A 21,434-nucleotide genomic window follows, 5' to 3' on the forward strand; every position below is an offset into this window, starting at 1 on the left:
AGACGACTTCCTCGCACAGCTGGTCCTTGAACTCCTGGCTGAACCGGCGACGTGATGCAGGCATTCTGCACATTCCTCATTTCAGTAGTCCCCCGATTTTAAGGGGGTCCACTGTCCGAGAACTCCGTGGCGGCCCAGTGCATCTGGCGCGGGCTGTCAGGTTGCTTCCGGCTCCTCGGTCGATCATCCACTTCTCACGCAGGCAGTGCTGTCACACCGTGGGGGCGATGTTCTGGTTCAACCGGAATAGATTGGTGGGGTCGTATTCGTTCTTCAGTTCCACGAGCCGCCGGTATGTATCCGCCGGGTACGACGCCCGGACGAGCGTCGTATTCGCTTCACCTGTGAAATTCACGTAGGATGCCACATCCGGACCGAGCGCGGACGTCACGCGCCGGGCCCATTCGACGACATCCGCGAAGCCTTCCGCCGTCGGCGTGCGCGCCACAACATTGACGATGAATTCCTGGTCGCGGAGTGCGAAGGCCGTTGCTTCGGCCGGAACCCGGCCGACCGCGCCGCCAAGGTGGTGCAGGTGAATCTGCGTCATGGCGTTGGGCAATGCCGCAAACGAGTCCAGCAGCACGCGCACGGACGCGTCGTCGGCGGCGCGCAGAAATGCCGAGCGGAAATAGTTGTGCACGCCCCTCGGGTACAGCGGATCGAGCGCCTGCTGCCACCCCGCGTACGGGTTGGCCGCGAACACATCGGCGATGACCGTGCCCAATGACCGGAAGGGCGCGGTGGCGGCCTCGCCGTCATCGAGATCGCCGGACCAGCACCCTCCCACAGCGATGACTGGCTTGCCGTGCACTGATTCTGGCAGGAACGGGACCGGTGGCGCCATGGTCATGTTGACCAGCGTGGTCAGCTCATCGGGGGCCGCCGCGCAGGCCGCCCGATAGCCGCGCAACACCTGCTCCGCTTCTTCTGCGGGGTAGAAAACCAGGCCGGAAAGGACGATGGGCCCCACTTCGTGCAATTGATAATCGAAGGACGTCACCACACCGAAATTGCCGCCGCCGCCGCGCAGTCCCCAGAACAAATCGGGGTGCTCGTCGGCACTGGCGTGAATAAACTGCCCGTCGGCGGTGACGACGTCGGCGCCGACCAGGTTGTCGCTGGCCAGCCCGTGCTTGCGCACGAGCCAGCCGATGCCGCCGCCGGTGGTGAAGCCGGCGATGCCGGTCGAGGACACCAGGCCACCGGTCACCGCAAGCCCGAATTGCTGGGTCTCTGCATCCACGTCCTTCCAGGTACACCCTGCCTGTGCCGCGACGCGGCGGCGGGCAGGGTCCACCTGGACCCCCTTCATCAGCGAAAGGTCCAGCACGATACCGTCGTCGACGGTGGAAAACCCGGGGATCGAATGGCCACCGCCGCGAACCGACAACGGCAACCCCTCGCTACGCGCGAGATCGACCGTGCGTATCACATCTGCCACACCCGCACAGCGTGCGATGAGCGTCGGGCGCCGGTCGTGGGCCCCGTTCCAGATGCTGCGTTCGTGGTCGTAGTCCGCGTCCCCTGGCCGGACGACCTTGCCGCGCAGGCCGGCGGCGAACTCGGCGATGGTGGCCTCGCCGATGCGGGTCGGCCTAGTCTGCGTCGTTGTCACGATGCGTTCCTCCTGATTGCTGTTTGTTTGTCAGATCCATTTGTCAGATCCAGGAATCACGCTAGTGAACCGTACTCAACGAGCACTCAACGCCGTCTCAACATCATCATCCGAGTCCCGCCTACGCAGTGCGGCCAGCCGCTGACCGGCGATGAGGCATCTCGTTCGGTCGAAAATCGCCCCAGCCCTGTCAATTTCGCGGGCCGCCCGATGCGGGTCGCCGAGCTCGTTGGAAAGCTCTGCCACCATCAACCGTTGCCAGCCAGTGTGTCGCCGCCATGGGGCGACCTTTTCCGCTGCCTGCCTGTACATTTCCCGCGCTGCCCGGACCTCCCCGGAGATCAGTTCGGCGGCACCGAGGATGGTCAGCGTAGCGCCCATCCCCACCTGATCTCCCGCGGACTCGAACCCTGAAAGGCAACGCCGAGCGTCTGTCAGGCCGCGGTCGATATCACCACCCATGGCGCGGAGCAGGGCGATATTAATCTCGGTCAGCAGCTCGCCGCGTCGGTCGCCCAGGCCGAGCCGAAGCTCCCGCGCCAAGGACAGGGCCTCATCGGCCGCGCTGTGGTCGCCACAGTCGCGCAGAATGCAGCCAAGTTGGTGAAGTGTTTGCGCCCTAGCCAGGTCATCTCCTAACTCGGCGAAATGTTCGGCTGCATCCGTGATGACGGATATCGCAGACTGCGTGTCTCTCGAAAGCCTGGCCGCGTAGCCGATTGCGGACAGCACGTAGCCTTTGGCTTGGACGACGCCAACCCGCCGGCCCAACAGCAGGGTCTCCTCGACGCAGGGGACCAACCGTCCGGCGATCGGGACCAGTTGCAGGCTGGGCGTGATCACCGGCAGGAAGGGTGGAGTGCTGGTCTCAGACTGTGCGAGTTCGCTCAGGCAGATGTTTAGGTGACGGGCGGCGAGTGGTCCGTCCTCCCGCGACAACGCGCACTGGCCGAGCAGCCAACTGCTGGCAGCGCAATGTTCGGGTCTGCCACCCTCGACTGCCTCGGTGTGCACGTCGGCTGCCAGCTGTTCGGCCTCGTCCAAGTCGAAAGTGCTCCATGCGAGCGAGGTCTCAATGAGCCGGGCCATCGCCACCTCGTCGGGGTTGCCGATCTCCCGCATAATTGCCAGGGCCTCCGCGCCGAGCGCCCGATGCCGATCGCCGCGGCCCTGCCGGCTGTCCAGCCCGGTCAGGCCGATCAGAGCGGCCGCGCGAGGCCGGGTCGAGTCGGGAGCCACCGCCAATGCACGCTCGACCCAACGTGCTCCCTCGACCGCGTGACCGCGGACGAACCAGAACCGCCACAGGCTGGCGGCGAGCCGGAGCGCGGTCTCGGGCTCGTGGGCGCACGACCAGCGCAGCGCAGCGCGCAGGTTGTCGTGCTCGCGGTCGAGCACCTTCGGCTGTTCGATGACCACCCCGGTGGCGCGTTCGGGATTGTGGGATTCGGCGACGGCAAGGAAGTAGGCGCAATGCGCAGCCGCCAGTTGAGCCGCCTCACCTGCATGATCGAGATTCTCGTGGCCAAACTGGCGGACCGTCTCCAATTGCCGGTATCGGGTCCCGGCGCCTCTCCTTTCGGTGACCACCAAAGACTTGTCCACCAGCTTGGCCAACAGGTCGAGCAGCTCGATCTGCTGGAGGGGCGCGTCAGCGCAGACTGCCACCACAGCGTCGAGCGTGAAACCACCAGCGAACACAGACAGCCGGCGCAGCAGAACCTGCTCCGGTTTGGTGAGCAGTGCGTGGCTCCATTCCAAGGTGCCACGCAGCGTCTGGTGCCGTGTGACGCCGCTGGTTCCCCCGCCGAGCATGGACAAAGCATCGCCCAATCTCTGGACGATCTCGGCGGGTTCGAGTACGGCGGTTCTGGCCGCGGCCAATTCCAGGGCCAGCGGCATCCCGTCGAGCCGCCGGCACAACTCTGTGACCCCCTGCGCGTTGTCGGCGTCGAGCGCGAAACCCGGCCGGACCTGCGCTGCCCGCTCAACGAAAAGCCGGACAGAGGGCAGACGGCCCAGCACGGCCAGGTCGAGAGCGTCGGTCCGCAGGGGCGAGGGCAGGGGCAATGACGGCACCCGGTAGGTGTACTCGCCGTCGGCATGGAGTGGCTCCCGGCTGGTGGCCAGCACTTTAACCCCAGGGGATCCGTCGAGTAACGCGACGACGAGTTGCGCACAGGCCGCGAGCAGGTGTTCGCAGTTGTCCAGCACGAGGAGCAGCGAGCGTCGCCGCAGTTGGTCGACCAGCGCTTGCACGCGGCTTGATGCCGCGCCGGAATCCAACCCGAGGACCTCGGCTACGGCATCGGCCACCAGCAGCGACTCCCCAACGGCCGCGAGGTCGACGAACCAGACTCCGTCCACGTACTCAGGACGAACTGTCTTCGCGGCCTCCAATGCCAGTCTGGTTTTGCCGCTGCCGCCAGCCCCGGTGAGGGTGAGCAGGCGAGCATGGCCCATCAGCCGCTCGACGTCCACGAGCTCACGCTCGCGCCCGATGAAGCTTGTCAACGGGGATGGCAGATAACCGATGGCATCGTCTTTGCCGGTCACGCCGGCGGGCTGGTGGAGGCGCTCCTCGGGCGGCGAACCGGTCAACAACTCGCGAAACAGTCCCATCGTCCGGGTGTCCGGGTCGGTCCCGAACGCGTCGAGGAGTTCGTCGACCAGCCGCTCATATCGTGCCAATGCTTCCGACCGCCGGCCCATCCCAGCCAGCACCACCATCTGCGCGCGCACGGCCCCCTCGTGGATGGGATCGGATTCGAGCGCATGGGTGAGGATGACCAACGCTTCCTCCGGTGCACGCTGCGCCACCGTGGACGCCAGTTTCACCAGTACCTCGCGATGGATTTCCCGGAGCTCATCGCGGCGTGTCGTCAGCCAATCCGCATCCGGCAGCTCCGGCATAAGATCACCCCTGTACAAGTCGGCCGCATCGCGCAGGCTTGCCTCGACACCTGCAGCCAACGCTGCCACGGCCGAACGCTCGAACTGCAGGACATCGACATCGACCGGGCCAGTGTCATCCAGCACGACCACTTCACCGCGGATGACGAGCAGCCCGTCGCTGCCGGCTCCAGCGCTAGCGAGCGTACGGCGAGCGACGTACAGGGTCTGATGCAGATTCCGTGCGGCGGCCACCGGCTCCATGTCGGGCCACAGGCGGTCCAGTACCTGCTCGCGACGGTTACGCTGACCACGCGCCAACGCCAGCATCGCCACCACGGACTTTGCCTTCTGCAGCCGCCAGTGGCTGTTCTCGACGGCGTTCCCGTTGACGTACACGATGAACGAGCCGAGAAGCTGGATGCGCAACCCGCTTTGGGTGGGCTTCATGGTTCTTCAGTATCCGCTCGCCAACCGGCGTTGTCGAACAACGAAATTTCCCACACGCTCGCTGCCTTGGCGCACTCTGTGAGCGGCCCATCACTAGCAAGCAGACCACCAGAACCACGTTTAGGTTCACGCAGTCGTCGCTGAGTAGGAACGTGATGGATGCGGCCAGCGCGTCGGCTTCCGCAGCCTCCGGCATCACCGCCATCGCGGTCCGCACGCGCTGCGCGCCGAGTTCGGAACCGAACCGGGCCTCGATGTTAGTCACCGTCGGGCCGGGGGCAACGGCATAGGGGATAGCACTGGTCGGATAATGGTCCGGCGACAAGGTCGTTGACGATTTGCGCCTGCCGATCCACGAATGCCGGCGGCCGCCTCAAATCTGGGCCCAGGTCAGTGAGGCAGCAGTACACCGACCTGGGTCCGGATGTCCTGAACAATCTCGTCGATGCTCAATGCGGCGTTCACGGTCGCTGCCATGCTGAGGAACATGATGGCGGTGACGATGTGTGCCGTCGTAGCGGCATCACCAGCGCTGACCAGCTCGTGCCTGCCCAGGACGGCAGCGATGGCCTCCTCGGTCTGCGCGACGATGGAGAGGGCCTCAGCGTGACGGGGCTCCGCGGGATCACCGAAGACCATTTCCCGCAGGTACGTGCGTCCGTTGTCGACCTGGACGCGGTTGCATTCCACGATCGGCCGTACGATTGCCAGCACCGCATCGAGGATATCCGGGGTGGTTTCGGCATCAGCCCGACCTTGCTGAAGCGCTTCGGCGTAGTGGGCGTTCTGCACGAGGAGGAGGAGTTCGCCTTTGGTCTTCGCGTAAAGGAAAAGGGTCCCGGTGCCGATGTCCGCCTTGTCGGCGATCTGCTGGGTCGTGACGTCCTCGATGCCGTGTTCGGCCAACAGTTCGCTGGCCGCGGCCGTGATGCGGTCCATCTTCTGCTGCTTGTTCCGCTCGCGCCGTCCGACCGGCTGGGAGGCGAGAGACATGATGATGGATCCTCCGGAATATATTCTGACTGCACTCAGTTATGAGTGTAGTCACTACTGTGTGGGTTCGAATGTTCCTTCGTTCATTCTCCCACGCAAGGGCCGAACCCCAGTGTTCCGCCCGGCACAGTGGTGGCGCTATTACCCCGCGACGCAAAGGACCGCACACATGACTTCCTCCCTCTGGCAACCCTTCACCCTCGGCAATGTGGAGCTGCCGCACCGGCTCGCGCTGGCACCGCTGACCCGGAGCCGCGCAAACCCTGACGGCACCCCCGGGGAACTGGCCGCGGAGTACTACTGCCAACGCGCCTCGCTCGGGCTGATCATCACCGAGGGCACACAGCCGTCCGAGGACGGCCAGGGCTACCTGAACACCCCCGGCATCTACACTCCCGAACACATCGAGGGATGGCGAAAGATCGCCGACACGGTGCACTCAGGCGGCGGAGCCCTGTTCATCCAACTGATGCACGTCGGCCGGATGTCGCACCCGGATAACACCCCGCACCACCGTCAGCCCGTTGGCCCATCGGCGATCTCGGCCGAGCAGGACATGTTCACTCCAACGGGCCCGCAGACGACGCCGGTGCCGCGTGAGCTGACTGCCGAAGACATCCAGGCCACCATCGCCGGGTTCCGCCACGCCGCAGCCTCCGCTATCGCAGCGGGAGCGGACGGGGTGGAGATCCACAGCGCGAACGGGTACCTGCTCCACCAGTTCCTCTCGCCAAACTCGAACCACCGCACGGACGAATACGGCGGATCCGTGGAGAATCGGTCCCGGTTCGTCGTCGCGGTCGCCCGCGCGGTGGCCGAGGAGATCGGGGCAGACCGGACCGGCATCCGCATCTCACCGGCGTTCCCGCTGGGCGGAATCAACGAAGGAGACCCCGCGGACGTCCGGACACAGTACCGCCACCTGGTCGGCGAACTCGCCACCCTGAACCTTGCGTACCTGCACGTGCACCACCTCGGTGACGACGATCTGCTTCGGTCTTTCCGCGACACGTGGCCTGCTGCCATCCTCGTCGTCCGGTACGGGCGCGACCGCGAGCAGATCGCCGACGACATCGACGCCGGGCTCGCGGACATCGCGCCGCTGGGCCGATTCGCCCTGGCAAACCCCGACATTGTTCAGCGCCTGCGCGCCGGCGCGCCGCTGAACGAGTTGGACCCGGCAACCCTGTACGGCGGCGGCGCGGCCGGGTACACCGACTACCCCGCCCTGGCGCACGCCTAATCGTCTGCCGCAGGTCGCACGCCACCGACTTCACCCAACCCACACCCCTCAGAAAGAAGAAACAGCCATGCCCTCACTCAACGGAGCTGTCGTCCTCATCACCGGAGCCAACGGCGGAATCGGCACGCAGTTCGTGCACGAAGCCCTCGCCAGGGGAGCTGCAAAGGTTTATGCCTCCGCCCGCACACCCCGCACTTGGAACGACGAGCGCATCGTTCCGCTCGCCTTGGACATCACCGACCCGGCCTCCATCCAGGCAGCGGTCGAGGCGGCACCGGATGTGACCGTGCTGATCAACAACGCCGGCGCGTCGGTCTCCAGCCCCGGGATCCTCACCCACACGGACGAGGAGATCCGCAGGAACGTCGAGACGAACTTCCTCGGTCCGCTCTTCGTAGCCCGCGCGTTCGCTCCGGTCCTGTCGGCAAAGGACGGAGCGATGATCATCGACATCCACTCGGCCCTGAGCTGGTACGCCGTCGCCGGCATCTACAGCGCCACCAAGGCCGCCCTCTGGTCCGCGACCAACTCCCTCCGCCTCGAACTCGCCCCCGCCGGCGTGCACGTCGTCGGCGTCCACGTCGCATACGTCGACACCGCGATGGCCGCGCACGCCACCGACCCGAAGCTCGACCCGGCCGTACTGGTGCGCACCGTGTTCGACGCCACCGAGGCAGGGCAGTACGAGGTCCTCGCCGACGACACGTCTGTCCAGCTCAAGGCCGGACTCAGCGCACCCCTCGAAGCTGTCTACCCGCAGTTGGCGGCGACGAACGCGTAAGCGAACAACCGGCGCCACCGCGTTCACCAAAAGTGGGCGCGGTGGCACCACCCCTGCCGTGGGGAGTGTCTGAACAACGGTGGATCCGGGGGTGGCCTGACACGCCGGGGTAGTCACGAGCCAGGGGCCGCGTCAGGGGTGGCGATACGTTTGATCACCCTGCTGACGCGTTTGTGCGGGCCCTTTTCGAGCTGGCCAGCGCGACGAGGCCCCACGCCAATGGCTGTGCCCGCCCGTATTCACGGGCGGGCAGAGCCACAGTACCTCTCTGCTCTGTTGGCGGGATCTTGTCAGGTACGTGCTGGTCAGTGGGCGAGGAATTCTACGGCGACGGGGGAGAACCGGTCGTGGAACTGGAAGATTCCCCCGTGGCCCGAGTCGGGGTAGATGATCAGCTCGGATCCCTTGATGCGCCGGTGCAAGTCCCCGGACAGGACCGAGGGCACCATGCGGTCGTTGTCGCCGTTGGCGATGAGGGTGGGGTGGGTGAGCCTTGACAGGTCCGACGGCGCGGAGCGGCCGAACTTCCGGATTGCCTTCAGCTGCGTCTGGAAGGCTTTGGTGCTGATCGGCTTGTCGCGGCCGACAGTGCGCTCCTGCAGGCGCTTGATGAACGCCTTCGCGGCCGGCTTGCCGGTCGCGTTGCGGTTAAAGAACAGGAACTCCTTCGGGTTCGCGCGCGTCAGGGTCGCGCGGAGGATGTCCCAGTAGGTCGTGCTGACGACCTTGTCCATGTCCTTGCCGCCGCGCGGCCCGGTACCGGCCAGCACGAGCTTGCGGACAAGGTCGGGATGTTTGAGGAGCAGGTCCTGGGCGATCATGCCGCCCATTGAGAAGGAGAAGACGTCGACCTGGTCGAACCCGAGGGACTTGATGAAGGTGTAGGCGTCGTCGGCCATCGCCTCGATGCTGTCGGGAACCTGCCCGGTGGAGGCTCCGACACCGCGCTGGTCGAAGGTGATGACGTGGCGGTTCTTCGCGATGGGCTCGATGATGCGGGGGTCCCAGTTGTCCAGGGTCGCGGCAAGGTGCACGAAGAACACGACGGGGATGCCGGCCTTGGGCCCCAGCTGTCGGTAAGCGTAGGTGACGCCACCGGCGGTGATGGAGCGTGTGGCGGCCTTCGCGTACGAGGTGACGACGGAGCCGTTCGGGGTGTCGGTGCTGCTCATGCTGGTAGTCCTCCTGAGTGGTCTGTGAGGTGAATGGCTGCCGGCGGCTCAGGAGGGAAGGGTGACGACGGCTTTGCCGCGGAGGCCGCCCTTGGCCAGCGACTCGAGCGCCTGTGGGGTCTGGGCGAAGTCGAAGACCTCCCCAACGACCGGGCGCAGCACGCCGTCGTCAACCAGGGCGGTGATCTGGCGCAACTGGTCGCCGCTGGCACGCATGAAGAGGAACTCGTAGCTGACGCCGAGCTTCTTCGCCTGCCGCCGGATCCTGCTGCTGAGCCCCGCGATGGCAAGGCGCAGCACAGGGTTCAGGCCGGATTTGCGCGCGAACGCCGGGTCCGGCGGACCGGCGATTCCGATCGCCTTCCCGCCGGGCTTGAGGATGCGCAGTGACTTCACGAGGTTCTCCCCGCCGAGGCTGTCGAGCACCAGATCGTACCCGGCGAGGAGCTGTTCGAAGTCCTGCGTACGGTAGTCGATCACAGTGTCCGCGCCGAGGTCGCGCACGAAGTCGGCGTTGGAGGCACTGGCGGTGGTCGCGACGGTGGCGCCGAGGTGCTTGGCGAGTTGGATCGCGATCGAACCGACCCCGCCCGCCCCGGCGTGAATGAGAACTTTCTGCCCCGGCCGCACGTGGCCTTGCTCAACGAGGGCCTGCCACGCCGTAAGTGCAACCAGCGGCAGCGAGCCGGCCTCCTCCATGCTGATCGATGCGGGTTTCAGTGCCAGGTCGGCCTCGGTGACGGCGATGCGCTCGGCGAACGTGCCGATGCGGTCCTTGTCGGGGCGGGCATAGACCTCGTCACCGGGCTTAAAGCCGCGCACCTTCGCCCCGACACGGATGACTGTGCCGGCGACATCGTTGCCGAGGATCAGCTGGAGCTTGTACGGGAGGATCTGCTTGAACTCACCCAGGCGGATCTTTTCGTCCAATTGGTTGAGGCCAGCTGCCTGGACCTGGACCAGCACATCGCGGTCGCCGACGGTCGGCTCAGGGACGTCTGCTGCGCGCAGCGGCTCCTTGTACTTGGTGACGACGAATGCCCTCATGGCGTGCTGCTCCTCTATGACGTGCGGTAGCCTAAAAATGAGACTACTCAATATTGAGTGCACTCAGTAACATTGTCAAGTAGGACCGTTAGATGCGCGCGTTCATTTGAATGTTCCCGAAGACGTGAGATGGGGAGTTTCGGGTGTCCATCGCCGGGGCCACGTTCCCGCGATGGATCTTGAGAGCGCATGCAATCTCCACTGATGCTGGCGCATCGGCGTCGCTAGCAAGGCGGTTGGCGGGCCGCCGGGCGCACGTACCGCTATTGCCAGGGGCGAGGCACACCCCTGCCAGGGAGTGCCTCGCCGAGTCGTGACTGGGTCCTATGGTGCGCCAGCCCTACGCAGCCTTATCAGGAAACCCTGCGCTGGACCGGTGATGCCTACACCAGGGCAAAGTCCCCGCAGCGGAACAGGGGGCACTACCGAACTGGGCAGACCTTTGCCGTGCTTGAGCGGGCAGAACAAATAAGGAAATTGCCGTCTGGGCTAGCAATAGACCAGTCGGCTCAGGCAAGGCCCGCCCTAAACAGGGCTTTACACCATCAATATGTGGCCCGTCCGCCGCTGATGTCGTAGACCGCTCCCGTCGAGAAGCTGACCTTTTCCGATGAGAGCCAGGCGACCAGTTCGGCGACTTCCTCCGCTTTGCCCACTCGTTTCATGGGGATGAGGCTGGTGATGCGGGCGAGCACTTCTGATGATGTGTTGTCGTTCATTGGCGTCGCGATCACGGCGGGCGCGATGGCGTTGACTAGGACGCCGGTGGTCGCGAGTTCTTTGCCGGACGATTTCGTGAGGGCAATGACTGCGGCTTTTGATTCGGAGTAGATGGACAAGTTGGGGCTTCCGTCTTTTCCGGCCATGCTCGCGAAATTCACGACGCGTCCCCACCGGCGTTCGACCATCCCGGGCACGAAGGCGCGCATGGTGGCGACGGGTCGTGCAGGCGCCCCGCCAGTACCTGCGGGACGCCTGCTTTGGTATCAACGCTGACGCTTATGCCGGTGCGCCCACGAGTTGGCCGGCCGTGAGGGGCAAGCGCTGCCCGTTGATCTGTTCTGCCTCCAGATCGAAGATCCGCTGTACAGCGTCGGCAAGGACACTGACATCGGTGAAGCCCGGAAATTTCCGTTCCGGCTGGGCTGCGCGCATCCGGTCATCGACCAGAGCCTTGACGACGAAGACCAGGGCGGCTGAGTGCTGAGCGGAGAGGGGGCTTTCGGTTCCTCCCTGCAGGTGCCGGAATCCGTCGGCCACGGCCAGGGTCCATGCCTCGGCGGCGGACTTGACGGCGGCATAGGCGGCGCCGTCCGCTGTCGGCGAGGAAGCGGACTGTGCGGAAACGATGGCCAGGCGACCCACCGGGGAGGTAGCCAAGTCATGGTAAAACGCGCGGCTGGTGTTCCTCAGGGTGGTGAGGACGCTGGTGTGCAGGAAGTCCCAGTCTTCATCCGCCTGGCCTTTAATGCCGGTACCGCCTCGCCACCCTCCTACAAGATGGATAAGGCCGTCCACGGGGCCCAGATCGTTCCGGACAGACGTCGCCAAGTCCTCAACGGCTTGCAGGTCCGCGAGGTTGCAGACATAGCCCGTGACGTTGTCGTACGCTACCGAGAGCTCCTGCACTCGGTCCTCAAGAATGTCCACGGCGGCCACGCGTGCCCCTGCTTGCGAGAGGGTGCGGACTACCGCGACGCCGGCAGCGCTTGTCGAACCGGCGACGACGACCGTACGCCCCGAGAGGTCCTGGCTCATGCGCCCGCCTCGCCCTCAGTCTTCACAGGCCTCTTACCGGTGATCCCGGCAGTTGATTCAATGACCGAGGACATCTTCTTCTCCAGTGCCTCGTAGAACATCGACAGGGGGAATTCGTCATCAAGGATCTGGTCCGTCAGACCCCGGGGAGGGCCGTCGAGCGGAAGGGCCTCCGGTCCCTTGGCCCACACGGAGGCCGGGTGGGGGGTGAGGGTTTCCGAGACGAGCTCGTAGGCAGCCAGCCAGTGTGCGGTCTTCGGCCGGTCGATTGAACGCCAGTAGAGTTCCTCGATGCGGAGACCCAGCTCGACGACCACGCCGGCGACGTCCTTCCAGTCGATGCTCAACTTTCCATCGGTCCAGTGCAGGACCCGGTGCTGGTGCATCCAGGCGAACAGCAATTGGCCGCCCACGGCGTCGTAGTTACGGACCCGGTTCCCGGTAATCGCGAAGCGGAAAATGCGGTCGAAGATCACGGCGTACTGGACCAGCTTGGCGTGCTTGCGGGCGTCCTCGGAAGCCGTTTCGTCCCGCTCGATGAGGACTGATTCGCGGAAGGCGGTCAGGTCGCAGCGGAGCTCCTCCAGGGAGTACAGGAAATACGGCATCCGCTGCTTGATCATGAACGGGTCAAAGGGCAGGTCACCGCGCATGTGGGTCCGGTCATGGATCAGATCCCACATCACGAAGGTCTTCTCCGTGAGGTGCTGGTCTTCGATGAATTCCGCGGCGTCAGCCGGCAGGTCCAGGGAAGTGATGTCGGCAGCAGCTTTTAGGACGCGACGGAACCGGGCAGCTTCGCGGTCCGCGAAAATGCCTCCCCAAGTGAAGGAGGGGGTGCTCCGGACCGCTACGCTCTCGGGGAAGAGAACCGCGGAGTTCGTGTCATAGCCGGGCGTGAAATCGACGAAGCTGATGGGGACGAACAGCTTGTTGGAGTAGTTTGCTGCCTCCAGTTCAGCGACGAAAGAAGGCCAAATGACCTCGATGAGGACGGCCTCGAAGTAGCGGTTGGTGCTGCCGTTCTGCGTGTACATAGGGAACACAACCAAGTGCGCCAACCCATCGATGCGCCACTGCTCGGGGTGGAAGGCCACCAATGAGTCGAGGAAATCCGGTACGACGAAGCCCTCGGACGCCCACAGCTGGAAGTCCTGCACGAGCAGTTCAAGGTAGTCCGTGTCGTGGGGGAGGTGGGGGCGCAGGTCGTTGATTGAGTCAGTAATGATGCCGACATTCTGGCGGGCCTGGTCATGGTCAGCGGGTTCCGGAACGGAACCGTCCTGCACTTGAACCTGCTGCAGTCCGATGACGGCTGCCTTCAGAGCCTGCCATGCCGGGAGCGACTTGAGGTCTTCTGCCCGGGTGGTTGTCACTTCCGGGTTTGCGATTACGGACATGCTCGTTCCTTCCGTTGAGGGGATCCCTGAAGAAGCTAGCACTGCGTAAGCATACGTGAAGGGTTATTCCATCATGCATAAGAAATTCTTTTGCTCGGTGCCGTCTCTTCACTGCTATGCCTGCGCCTGACCTTAAGGTCGGGTGTCTTTAGGACATCCCATAAACGGCGCATCACGATTGAAGAAGCCGCACTATCGGGATGATCCGACGTTCAGCTCCTGCCACTCGTGCCGATCAGTGGATGCCTTGGCAGTAAGACCGCACCGGCGCTGCTGCGTCTGTCTCTGCTTCAAATTCCCGCTGATACTCCCAGTGGGACAACAGCGTTGACCGGTTGCTCATCTGTCGGGGGGCTCCGGCGTTGTTCGGGCGGCTCGCGGACGAAGTGCGGCAGCCCCGGGTTCCTGGCGATCTTCCTGGTTTACGTGATGACGGCTCCTTCTGCGCCCGGCACGGCCAGAGTGTTTGCTGATCAGCGGGGCCCGTGCGGCCGCCCCTGGATATCCAACTCGACAAGTTGGGTGTGATGGCCTTACTCGCCGCCTATCGACGCGGCAGGTCGTTGCAAAGCAGAAAGGGCATCCTCCGGGGCGAGTTTGTGAGGCGCTTGCTGGTCGAACCGGTAAGTTCATCGAGGTGCACGCCCCGCTTGACGAGATGCTCCGACACCTCTTGTGCATCTTTACCCCTGGCATCATTTGCCTAACGCCGGCCGCCTGCCATAGCAGGTCGTCAGAGCTGCTTACTCGCCCGGCGAAATCAAATCAGCAACTCTTACGCTCAAATCGGGTAACCCATGCCTATGCGTAAGTACTTGACCCGTCGGACGTGCAACATTCGCCACGCCAAAGGTCGCTTCCTTCACGTGTGTTAGCTTGATCACCATCCTTCCCGGCCCGGGGGCTCCGGAAGGCTTAAATCCACCGCAGCTACCTTTTCGGAGGCACCATGGGACTTAGCTCCCACACGCAAAAAAACGATCGGGCTATCGCTCCCCGCATCCCTGAAACCGATCTGTGTTTCGGTGCGGGACTCTTCCTCAGCTCGGGAGACAGCACCGCGGAGGCGAGACCTGTCGGGACCATTTTTTCCTACCAGCTCGCCACGGCAGTCGTAGACGCCTGCACCGGTCGAGCCGTCACCGGCACCAAGAACTCACGCCGGATGGCAGCGATGCACCTTGGTGGTGTTGCATGACGCCAGTCAGTGAAACATCCGTAGAAATCACACCCGATGCAGTGGCACAACGCGGTTCATCCCCCGAGACAGCGGCAGTCCGCGCCTCGGGCGAAACCGGCAACGAACTCAAACGCGGGCTAAGCAGCCGCCATCTGCAGATGATCGCTATCGGCGGTGCGATCGGTACCGGGCTGTTCGTGGCCTCGGGCGCCACCATTTCCCAGGCGGGTCCCGGCGGTGCGCTGGTCGCCTACGCGCTGGTCGGGCTGATGGTATTCCTGTTGATGCAGTCACTGGGCGAGATGGCGGCCAAAATTCCGGTCGCCGGATCCTTCCAGTCCTTTGCCACCCGTTTCGTGTCCCCGTCCTTTGGGTTCGCGATCGGCTGGAACTATTGGTTCAACTGGGCCATCACCGTGGCCGCCGAGCTGGTCGCGGCCGGAATCATCATGGACTTCTGGTTCCCGGGGGTCCCAGGATGGATGTGGGCTGGGTTATTCCTGCTGGTGCTGACCGGGCTCAATGCCCTCTCGGCGAAGTCCTTCGGAGAGTCGGAGTTTTGGCTCTCCCTGATCAAGGTCAGCGCAGTGGTGCTCTTCCTGATCGCCGGCGTGCTGATGATTTTCGGCATCCTCGGGGATAACTCTTCGGGACTGAGCAACTGGGAAAACCGCGATGACGTGTTCCACGGGGGATGGGTCTCGATCATCTCGGTCTTCATGGTTGCCGGGTTCTCGTTCCAGGGCACCGAACTCGTGGGAGTCGCCGCAGGCGAAGCCAAGAACCCGCGCCGCGAAGTGCCGAAGGCTATCCGCACTGTCTTCTGGCGCATCATGCTCTTCTACATTGGTGCCATTTTCATCATCGGCTGCCTGATCCCGTTCACCGATCCGAGCCTGCTGGCTTCCGGCGAGTCCGATATTGCAACATCGCCGTTTACCCTCGTCTTCTCGCGCGCCGGAATTGCCTTCGCAGCGGCCTTGATGAACGCCGTGATCTTGACCGCAATCCTGTCTGCGGGCAACTCGGGACTATATGCCTCCACCCGGATGCTTTACGCCATGGCCCATGACGGCATGGCACCGAAGATCTTCGGCCGAACCAATGCGCGTGGCGTGCCGATTCCGGCGTTGCTGGCCACCGCGGCCGTGGGACTCTTCGGGTTCCTCTCCGCGATCGTCGGTCAGGGCGCAGCTTACTCCTGGCTGCTGAACATGTCAGGCCTATGCGGCTTCATCGTCTGGGCGGGAATCGCGGTCTCCCACTACCGCTTCAGGCGCGGCTTCCTGGCCCAGGGGAACAAAGTCAGTGACCTGCCGTACAAGGCGTCCCTGTTCCCCATTGGCCCACTGCTGGCCTTCGCCCTGCTGATACTGGTAATCGCGGGACAGAACTACGAGGCTGTGCTTGCCGGGCGGGGCATGGAGGTGCTTTCCTCCTACATCGGGTTGCCAGTCTTCATCATCCTGTGGCTGGCTCACCGCTTCATCACCAAGTCCAAAGTGGTGCCGCTGCTCGAGATGGATCTCACGGCACCTAAGGACCTCGAGGACGAACCTTGGGGCGGCACCCAGTAACCATGCTGCGCGGGCTACCCCACGCATTGCGGGGCCCCGCGGTAGCCGAGGGCTAGAACGCGGGATCAAGACCAGAAAGAGGGAAGCCGGGTGAGAACTGCACCCGGCTTCGCTCTTCCCCCCAAGTCAATAACGACCGTTGTTTCTGACCCGCCCATGGCAAGCCTCCGAAAAACGACTGTGAACCGCAGCGGTAAGTGGCGGCGTTTTCACAGCGCTAAATGTCACCCCGGCCGCCCCGTTAGCCGATCGTGCAGCGGGCGGTCAGGCGGGGCAGTTGCAGAAGTCGAGGACAGGACGTCCTTACGGATTGCCCAACGGCCGCCTGAACACCCATCGCACGCCGCCTCGCGCGAGCATCAGAACGATGATCAGTGCAGTCACTTGAAAGAAGCCGCCGAGACGGACAGCGTCGCCGAATACCAGGTCAACCAGTCCGAGCACCATGAACTTGCTCCCCGGCAGCACCAGCAACAGGGTGATCGCGCTGACGATACGAACCCGCCGAGTATCAGCCGACCGGATCCGCGCAACGATTTTCTTCTTCGCCCACAGCACGACTTCAAGGACGACCTTCAGTAGGATCGCCGTCAAGAGCGCCAACAGGAATGTTTCGGATATGACGTCGGGAAACAGCTGGATGAACGCTCCCAGCACCACGAGATAGACCAGCACGTCGACGAGATCTATTGGGCGGATCCGCATCCAGCGAGTATATCGATAGCGCCCGGACCGCCCTCCTGCCCGCTTAGAGTTCCCTTCGCTCCGCTTAGTCCGTTTGCCCGTTCCACGGCCTGCCCGATAAGGGTCGTTTCCCGCACACCGTTCGGCCTCAGCCAAACCGCCAAACCGGGCTGTGAAAAAACCGCCATTCCCACCGAAAAGTCACACTTGGCCAGCCGCGCAAACGCCGATTCCTATACACAGTTCGCTGACACGACTCATGAGAAACGGCGCGGCGAGTCAGGATGCCGGCGCGACACTGTCTTGTGACCGGTCGTTTGCGAAGCGCGCAAATGAGTCCTGGTGAATTGTTCGGGGTGCGCCGGCGGCGCGGCGCACACCAGTTTCGATCTGTCGAGAACGGGCATTCCCCTTTCGTGGCGGATCAGTATGGTGTTCTTCGTCTTAAGTAGGTAGACTGGGCTACCTACTTAAGGGCGTGATGTTGTGGGTGATGGTGTGGGCCGGGAGCGGCCGGCGCGTGATCGGTTGATGACGGCCGCCGCTGAGTTGTTCTATGCGCATGGGATGGCCGCTACCGGGATTGATGCGATCACCGAGAGGGCGGGTGTGGCGCGGAAGAGCCTGTACAACAACTTCGCGTCCAAGGACGATCTGGTGCTCGCTTATATCCGGGAACGCCACCAGGAGTGGCTGGGGCTGTACGAGCTGCGCGTCGTCAATGCACAGACTTCGCGCGATCGGGTGTTGGCGGTGTTCGATGCGTATATCGACCATGCCGGCGCCGCCTACGTCCACGGGTTTCGCGGGTGCGGGCTGCTCAACGCAGCCGCCGAGCTGCCTGCGGGCGCGCCCGGGCGGGTGGCGGTCCGCGAGCACAAGGAACAGGTCGAGGCGATCCTTGCCGCTGGTCTGGCCGGGATCGTCGACGCCGATCGGGCCGCAGAACTCGCCGAGCAGTTGGCGTTCGTGCTCGAAGGTGCAGTAGCCCGCGCCGGCCTGGAGGGCTCTGTGGAGCGCTTGGTCCATGCCCGCGCGATCGCCGCCTCGCTGGTGGATACGCCGTGAGGCGCGAGAGGTTGATCGCCATCGCGGCGATCACCATCACCTCAATGCTGTGGGGCACCACGGGTACCGCCGCAACATTCGCGCCCGGTGCCGGCCCGCTGGCGATCGGAGCCGCCGCCCTGGGGATCGGCGGCGTCTTACAGGCTCTCATCGCGATCCCTGCGCTACGCGCCAGCCGCAGGCAACTACGCGCCAACCTGCCCTTGACCGCTCTGGGCGCGGTGGCGGTGGCGATCTACCCATTGGCGTTCTACAGCTCGATGCACCTGGCCGGGGTGGCGCTCGGCACCGTCGTGTCCCTGGCCTCGGCACCGCTGGCTTCCGGTGTGCTGGAATGGTTCGTCCAACGCACCCCGCTCAGCCGGTGGTGGATGCTGGCCGCCGGGCTTGGCGTAACTGGCAGCACCTTGCTGTGTCTTTCCAAGATGGCCCACGACCCCGGCGATGTCGGTTCGACGCTTGCCGGCATCGGGCTCGGTCTGGTCGCTGGCGCCACGTACGCAACATATTCGTGGTGCGCCCAACGCCTCATGAGCCGCGGCATTAGTCGCGCCGCCTCGATGGGGGCAGTGTTCGGGGCCGGCGGCATTCTGCTTGTGCCGGTCCTGCTTCTGACCGGCGCGCCGCTGATCGCGAGCTCGCATGCGTTCGCCGTCGCAACCTACATGGCTCTAATCCCGATGTTTCTGGGCTACTTGCTCTTCGGATATGGTCTGGAGCGCGTCACTGCCAGCACCGCAACCACGATCACCCTGAGTGAGCCGGCCATTGCCGCGGTCCTGGCCGTGGCCATCGTCGGTGAACGCCTCAGCACTGTTGGCTGGGTAGGGCTTGGCATCATTGCCGTGGCTCTCGCGGTTCTGGCGATCGCGCCAACCAACACGGTTGGTGCACTGCCGAAATCCGACCCCAAGCGCGCGAGCCCTCAGATGGCCGCCCGGTAATACAGGGTCGGGCCTCGAGGAGTCCCGCACCATACGCTGTTCGATTGGCGAAGCATGCTCCCGGCCAGAAGGACCGGCCCTTAAGACACCCCGGCCTGCGGCTGGACGATCCGCTGATCAGCTATTAATGTCTTGCAGTATCGAATTCTGGCAGGGGCACACAACGCCCCGGGAGGAGGCGCGCATCACCGCTGACCAAGACCGCCAACCTACTGTCAAATTCCTGGAAAGCCCCTCACCTGAGGGGCTTTCCCATTTCCGGTACCGGGGACCCTTGGCCGCCGCGGAAGCGAGGGGTGTCGACGGACCGGTAACCGACACCGATGGCGTCCCGCACGGGGCGTTCGGTCGCCCGCGGGCGGTGGATCTATTCCCCCCACCGCCCGGAGGAATTGCGCTCAGCGCCTCGTCTCGTACCTGGTCAGGACCACGCCGCCGGGAAACGTCCGCGTCTCCACCAGGTCCAGGTTCACCCAGCTGTCCAGCGCGGTGAAGAACGGAGTGCCGCCGCCGACCAGGACCGGATGGGTGGCCAGCGCGTACTCGTCGATCAGCCCGGCCCGCATGGCCGCCCCGGCGAGCGTTGCGCCGCCGACGCTCGTCGGGCCGCCGTCCCCGGCCTTGAGCCGGGTGATCTCGGCGATCGCGTCGCCGCTGACCAGGCGGGTGTTCCAGTCGACCCTGTCGATCGTCGAGGAGAACACCACCTTCGGCGTGTCCCGCCAGTTCCGCGCGAACTCGATCTCCGCCGGGGTGGCGTTGGGCTGCTGGTCGCCAGTGGGCTAGTAGGAGCTCATGGTCTCCCAGAGCTTGCGCCCGTACAGCGACAGTCCGCTCGCCCGCTCCTGGTCGAGCCACCACTGGAACAATTCGTCGCTCGGCCCGCCCCAGCCAATGTCGTCGCCGGCCGCGGCGATGTAGCCGTCCAGGGTCAGATTCATGCCGTAGATCAGTTTCCGCACGGCGCCAGCCTTCCGTCAGTCGGTCTCCAGGGTATAGATCGGGCGCGGCGCGGGAAACCCATCGGTGCGCGATCTGACTCGCAGGTAGTCCTCGTGCTCGGGGCCCAGCGTGGCATACTCGACAGCCTCCCGCCGCGACGTCCCGTCGAACATGAGCACGCCCAGCCCGGTGGAGGATCAAGGGCTGCCGGGTGACATTTACTGAAACGCCGCCATTTATCGCTGCGATTCACATGTATGGAATATCTCGCGCCGCGGGAGCGGGCTGACGGTGTCGCCGTGGGGGACCGGCTTAAGCGGCAAACCTCAGGCAATGGATTAGATCTGGGGCCAACCGCAGTCTCTAGCAAAGGGCGGGTTGTGAATGCCTGCTGGTCGCATTCGTGGACTCATCGCACGGGGGGACTGTCATGCTGGGCGGCTGACCGAAGGCTGTTGTTCAGGATCAACGGCAGCAGGGCCGCGGGGGAGGGGGCAACGGCGGCCGCATGCGACCCTTCTTCGACCTCCCCGTAGCCCCAGAGTGCGAATATCGTAGGGATTCCGTGTTCGGCTGCTCCCGCAACGTCGTAGCTTCGGTCTCCGACCATTGCGGGGTTGGAGATGTCCACGCCTTCGGACTGGAGCCGGTGCAACAATTCGGCGATGACCTCAGCCTTGCTCGCTCTTCCTTCGGAGTCCGACGCACCGCATACGTTGATGAAGTAGCCTTTCATTCCAAACCTTCGTGCGAGCCTTTTTGCCTGGTCTTCCACCTTGGAAGTGGCGACAGCCATTGGAATTCCGGCCAAGTGCAGGTGTTTGAGCAGGTCCATAATCCCGTCGTATGGGCTGGACTGTTCAGCCCCGTGATCGGCGTATGCATTGCGGTAGTGTTGGAGGGCCTTTTGGGCGGTTTTTTCGTCCAGTCGTGAGACTGTTCTGAAGGATTCGATCATCGGCGGGCCGACGAATCGGCGCAGTTTTTCCATCGCGGGCACTGGCGCGCCCACCGCTGCCAAGGCTTGGGCAGCACTTGCTGTAACGCCGGGTGCTGAATCCAGGAGCGTCCCGTCCATGTCGAACAAGATGCAGCTAATGCCAGTGAGAGAGGGCCGGACCTGGTGCAGAAGTGTCATTTTTTCAAGGGCTTTCGGTCTTGAAGTTGGTTCCGTTCCGGTTGGGTCCGGAGGATTATTGCTGTGAAGGGTAGGCATGGATCGGGTGAGTCTTGATCAGATAGATCAGAGGATTCTTGCGGAGCTCACGAAGAACGCTCGCATGAGCCATGCAGAGCTGGCGACCAAAGTCCTCCTGTCGAGGAATGCTGTGCGCCAGCGGATCGAACGGATGGAGCGGCAGGGGTACATCCAGGGGTACACAATTGTTGCCGGCCCTCCAGGCCAGGGCCCTGTGTCCGCCTTCCTGATGGTTTACCGGAAGGACCGGGTGCGGGGGGCGGACGTCATCTCCGTGTTGCGGTCGATTCCGGAAGTGGTTCTGTGCGATGTAGTGAGCGGTGACTTTGATCTTCTGGTGAGGGTCGAGGCACGGTCGCTGGAGAGGGTTCAGGAGATCTGGGAGCAGATCGCGGCCATTCCCGGAGTCACGGACACGGTGACGGCCATGACGCTTTCCAGTTACATCAGGCGGGGAACCGGAGGGGCCCGCGCCACGGAGTAAATG

16 protein-coding genes and 1 pseudogene are annotated in these 21,434 nt (G+C 64.1%); 6 read left to right on the forward strand and 11 right to left on the reverse strand.

What is annotated here, in order from left to right; all coding sequences use genetic code 11:
- Nucleotides 1–211: 211 nt before the first annotated feature.
- The 3 genes from LQV16_RS01925 to LQV16_RS01935 form a co-directional block, all read right to left on the reverse strand.
- A complete protein-coding gene (locus LQV16_RS01925; RefSeq protein ID WP_229992256.1) occupies nucleotides 212–1,618 on the reverse strand; it encodes an FAD-binding oxidoreductase in 1,407 nt (468 codons plus the stop codon).
- 75 nt (nucleotides 1,619–1,693) lie between these two features.
- The gene (locus LQV16_RS01930) at nucleotides 1,694–4,960 is read right to left on the reverse strand and encodes a BTAD domain-containing putative transcriptional regulator (RefSeq protein ID WP_229992257.1); all 3,267 of its coding nucleotides are present in this window, start codon (nucleotides 4,958–4,960) and stop codon (nucleotides 1,694–1,696) included.
- Between the two features lie 390 nt (nucleotides 4,961–5,350).
- Complete coding sequence (locus tag LQV16_RS01935) at nucleotides 5,351–5,953, reverse strand: TetR/AcrR family transcriptional regulator (protein WP_229992258.1); 603 nt, start codon at nucleotides 5,951–5,953, stop codon at nucleotides 5,351–5,353.
- A 169-nt stretch (nucleotides 5,954–6,122) separates the two neighbouring features.
- Between LQV16_RS01935 and LQV16_RS01940 the strand changes: the two genes are divergently transcribed.
- Complete coding sequence (locus tag LQV16_RS01940; RefSeq protein ID WP_229992259.1) at nucleotides 6,123–7,196, forward strand: alkene reductase; 1,074 nt, start codon at nucleotides 6,123–6,125, stop codon at nucleotides 7,194–7,196.
- 67 nt (nucleotides 7,197–7,263) lie between these two features.
- On the forward strand, nucleotides 7,264–7,977 hold the full coding sequence (locus LQV16_RS01945) for an SDR family oxidoreductase (protein ID WP_229992260.1): 714 nt from the start codon (nucleotides 7,264–7,266) through the stop codon (nucleotides 7,975–7,977).
- A 305-nt stretch (nucleotides 7,978–8,282) separates the two neighbouring features.
- Here the strand turns inward: LQV16_RS01945 and LQV16_RS01950 are convergent, their stop codons facing one another.
- The 5 genes from LQV16_RS01950 to LQV16_RS01970 form a co-directional block, all read right to left on the reverse strand.
- Entirely contained in the window at nucleotides 8,283–9,149 is an 867-nt protein-coding gene (locus LQV16_RS01950; RefSeq protein WP_229992261.1) for an alpha/beta hydrolase, read from the reverse strand.
- Nucleotides 9,150–9,197: 48 nt separating this feature from the next.
- On the reverse strand, nucleotides 9,198–10,196 hold the full coding sequence (locus LQV16_RS01955; protein WP_229992262.1) for an NADP-dependent oxidoreductase: 999 nt from the start codon (nucleotides 10,194–10,196) through the stop codon (nucleotides 9,198–9,200).
- Between the two features lie 545 nt (nucleotides 10,197–10,741).
- On the reverse strand, nucleotides 10,742–11,125 hold the full coding sequence (locus tag LQV16_RS01960) for an SDR family oxidoreductase (RefSeq protein WP_229992263.1): 384 nt from the start codon (nucleotides 11,123–11,125) through the stop codon (nucleotides 10,742–10,744).
- Nucleotides 11,126–11,195: 70 nt separating this feature from the next.
- Entirely contained in the window at nucleotides 11,196–11,954 is a 759-nt protein-coding gene (locus LQV16_RS01965; protein WP_229992264.1) for an SDR family NAD(P)-dependent oxidoreductase, read from the reverse strand.
- A complete protein-coding gene (locus LQV16_RS01970; protein WP_229992265.1) occupies nucleotides 11,951–13,354 on the reverse strand; it encodes a DUF6421 family protein in 1,404 nt (467 codons plus the stop codon). The genes LQV16_RS01965 and LQV16_RS01970 overlap by 4 nt, the downstream gene beginning before the upstream one ends.
- Nucleotides 13,355–14,548: 1,194 nt before the next feature.
- Between LQV16_RS01970 and LQV16_RS01975 the strand changes: the two genes are divergently transcribed.
- Nucleotides 14,549–16,111, forward strand: a complete 1,563-nt coding sequence (locus LQV16_RS01975) for an amino acid permease (RefSeq protein WP_229992266.1) — start codon at nucleotides 14,549–14,551, stop codon at nucleotides 16,109–16,111.
- Between the two features lie 303 nt (nucleotides 16,112–16,414).
- On the opposite strand, the gene LQV16_RS01980 is transcribed toward LQV16_RS01975, so the two are convergent.
- Nucleotides 16,415–16,816, reverse strand: a complete 402-nt coding sequence (locus LQV16_RS01980) for a hypothetical protein (RefSeq protein ID WP_229992267.1) — start codon at nucleotides 16,814–16,816, stop codon at nucleotides 16,415–16,417.
- A 510-nt stretch (nucleotides 16,817–17,326) separates the two neighbouring features.
- On the opposite strand from LQV16_RS01980, the gene LQV16_RS01985 reads away from it, so the two are divergent.
- Nucleotides 17,327–17,863: a TetR/AcrR family transcriptional regulator gene (locus LQV16_RS01985; RefSeq protein ID WP_229992268.1), complete on the forward strand. Its 537-nt coding sequence runs from the start codon at nucleotides 17,327–17,329 to the stop codon at nucleotides 17,861–17,863.
- A gap of 44 nt (nucleotides 17,864–17,907) precedes the next feature.
- Entirely contained in the window at nucleotides 17,908–18,807 is a 900-nt protein-coding gene (locus tag LQV16_RS01990) for an EamA family transporter (RefSeq protein WP_229992327.1), read from the forward strand.
- 398 nt (nucleotides 18,808–19,205) lie between these two features.
- On the opposite strand, the pseudogene LQV16_RS01995 reads toward LQV16_RS01990, so the two are convergent.
- Nucleotides 19,206–19,769, reverse strand: a pseudogene (locus tag LQV16_RS01995) (dihydrofolate reductase family protein).
- A gap of 389 nt (nucleotides 19,770–20,158) precedes the next feature.
- A complete protein-coding gene (locus LQV16_RS02000) occupies nucleotides 20,159–20,836 on the reverse strand; it encodes an HAD hydrolase-like protein (RefSeq protein ID WP_290369311.1) in 678 nt (225 codons plus the stop codon).
- 127 nt (nucleotides 20,837–20,963) lie between these two features.
- On the opposite strand from LQV16_RS02000, the gene LQV16_RS02005 reads away from it, so the two are divergent.
- Nucleotides 20,964–21,431: an Lrp/AsnC family transcriptional regulator gene (locus LQV16_RS02005; protein ID WP_229992269.1), complete on the forward strand. Its 468-nt coding sequence runs from the start codon at nucleotides 20,964–20,966 to the stop codon at nucleotides 21,429–21,431.
- The last annotated feature ends 3 nt before the right edge of the window (nucleotides 21,432–21,434 follow it).

The organism is Arthrobacter sp. Bi26 (genome assembly GCF_918697925.1).
Lineage (GTDB): Bacteria > Actinomycetota > Actinomycetes > Actinomycetales > Micrococcaceae > Arthrobacter.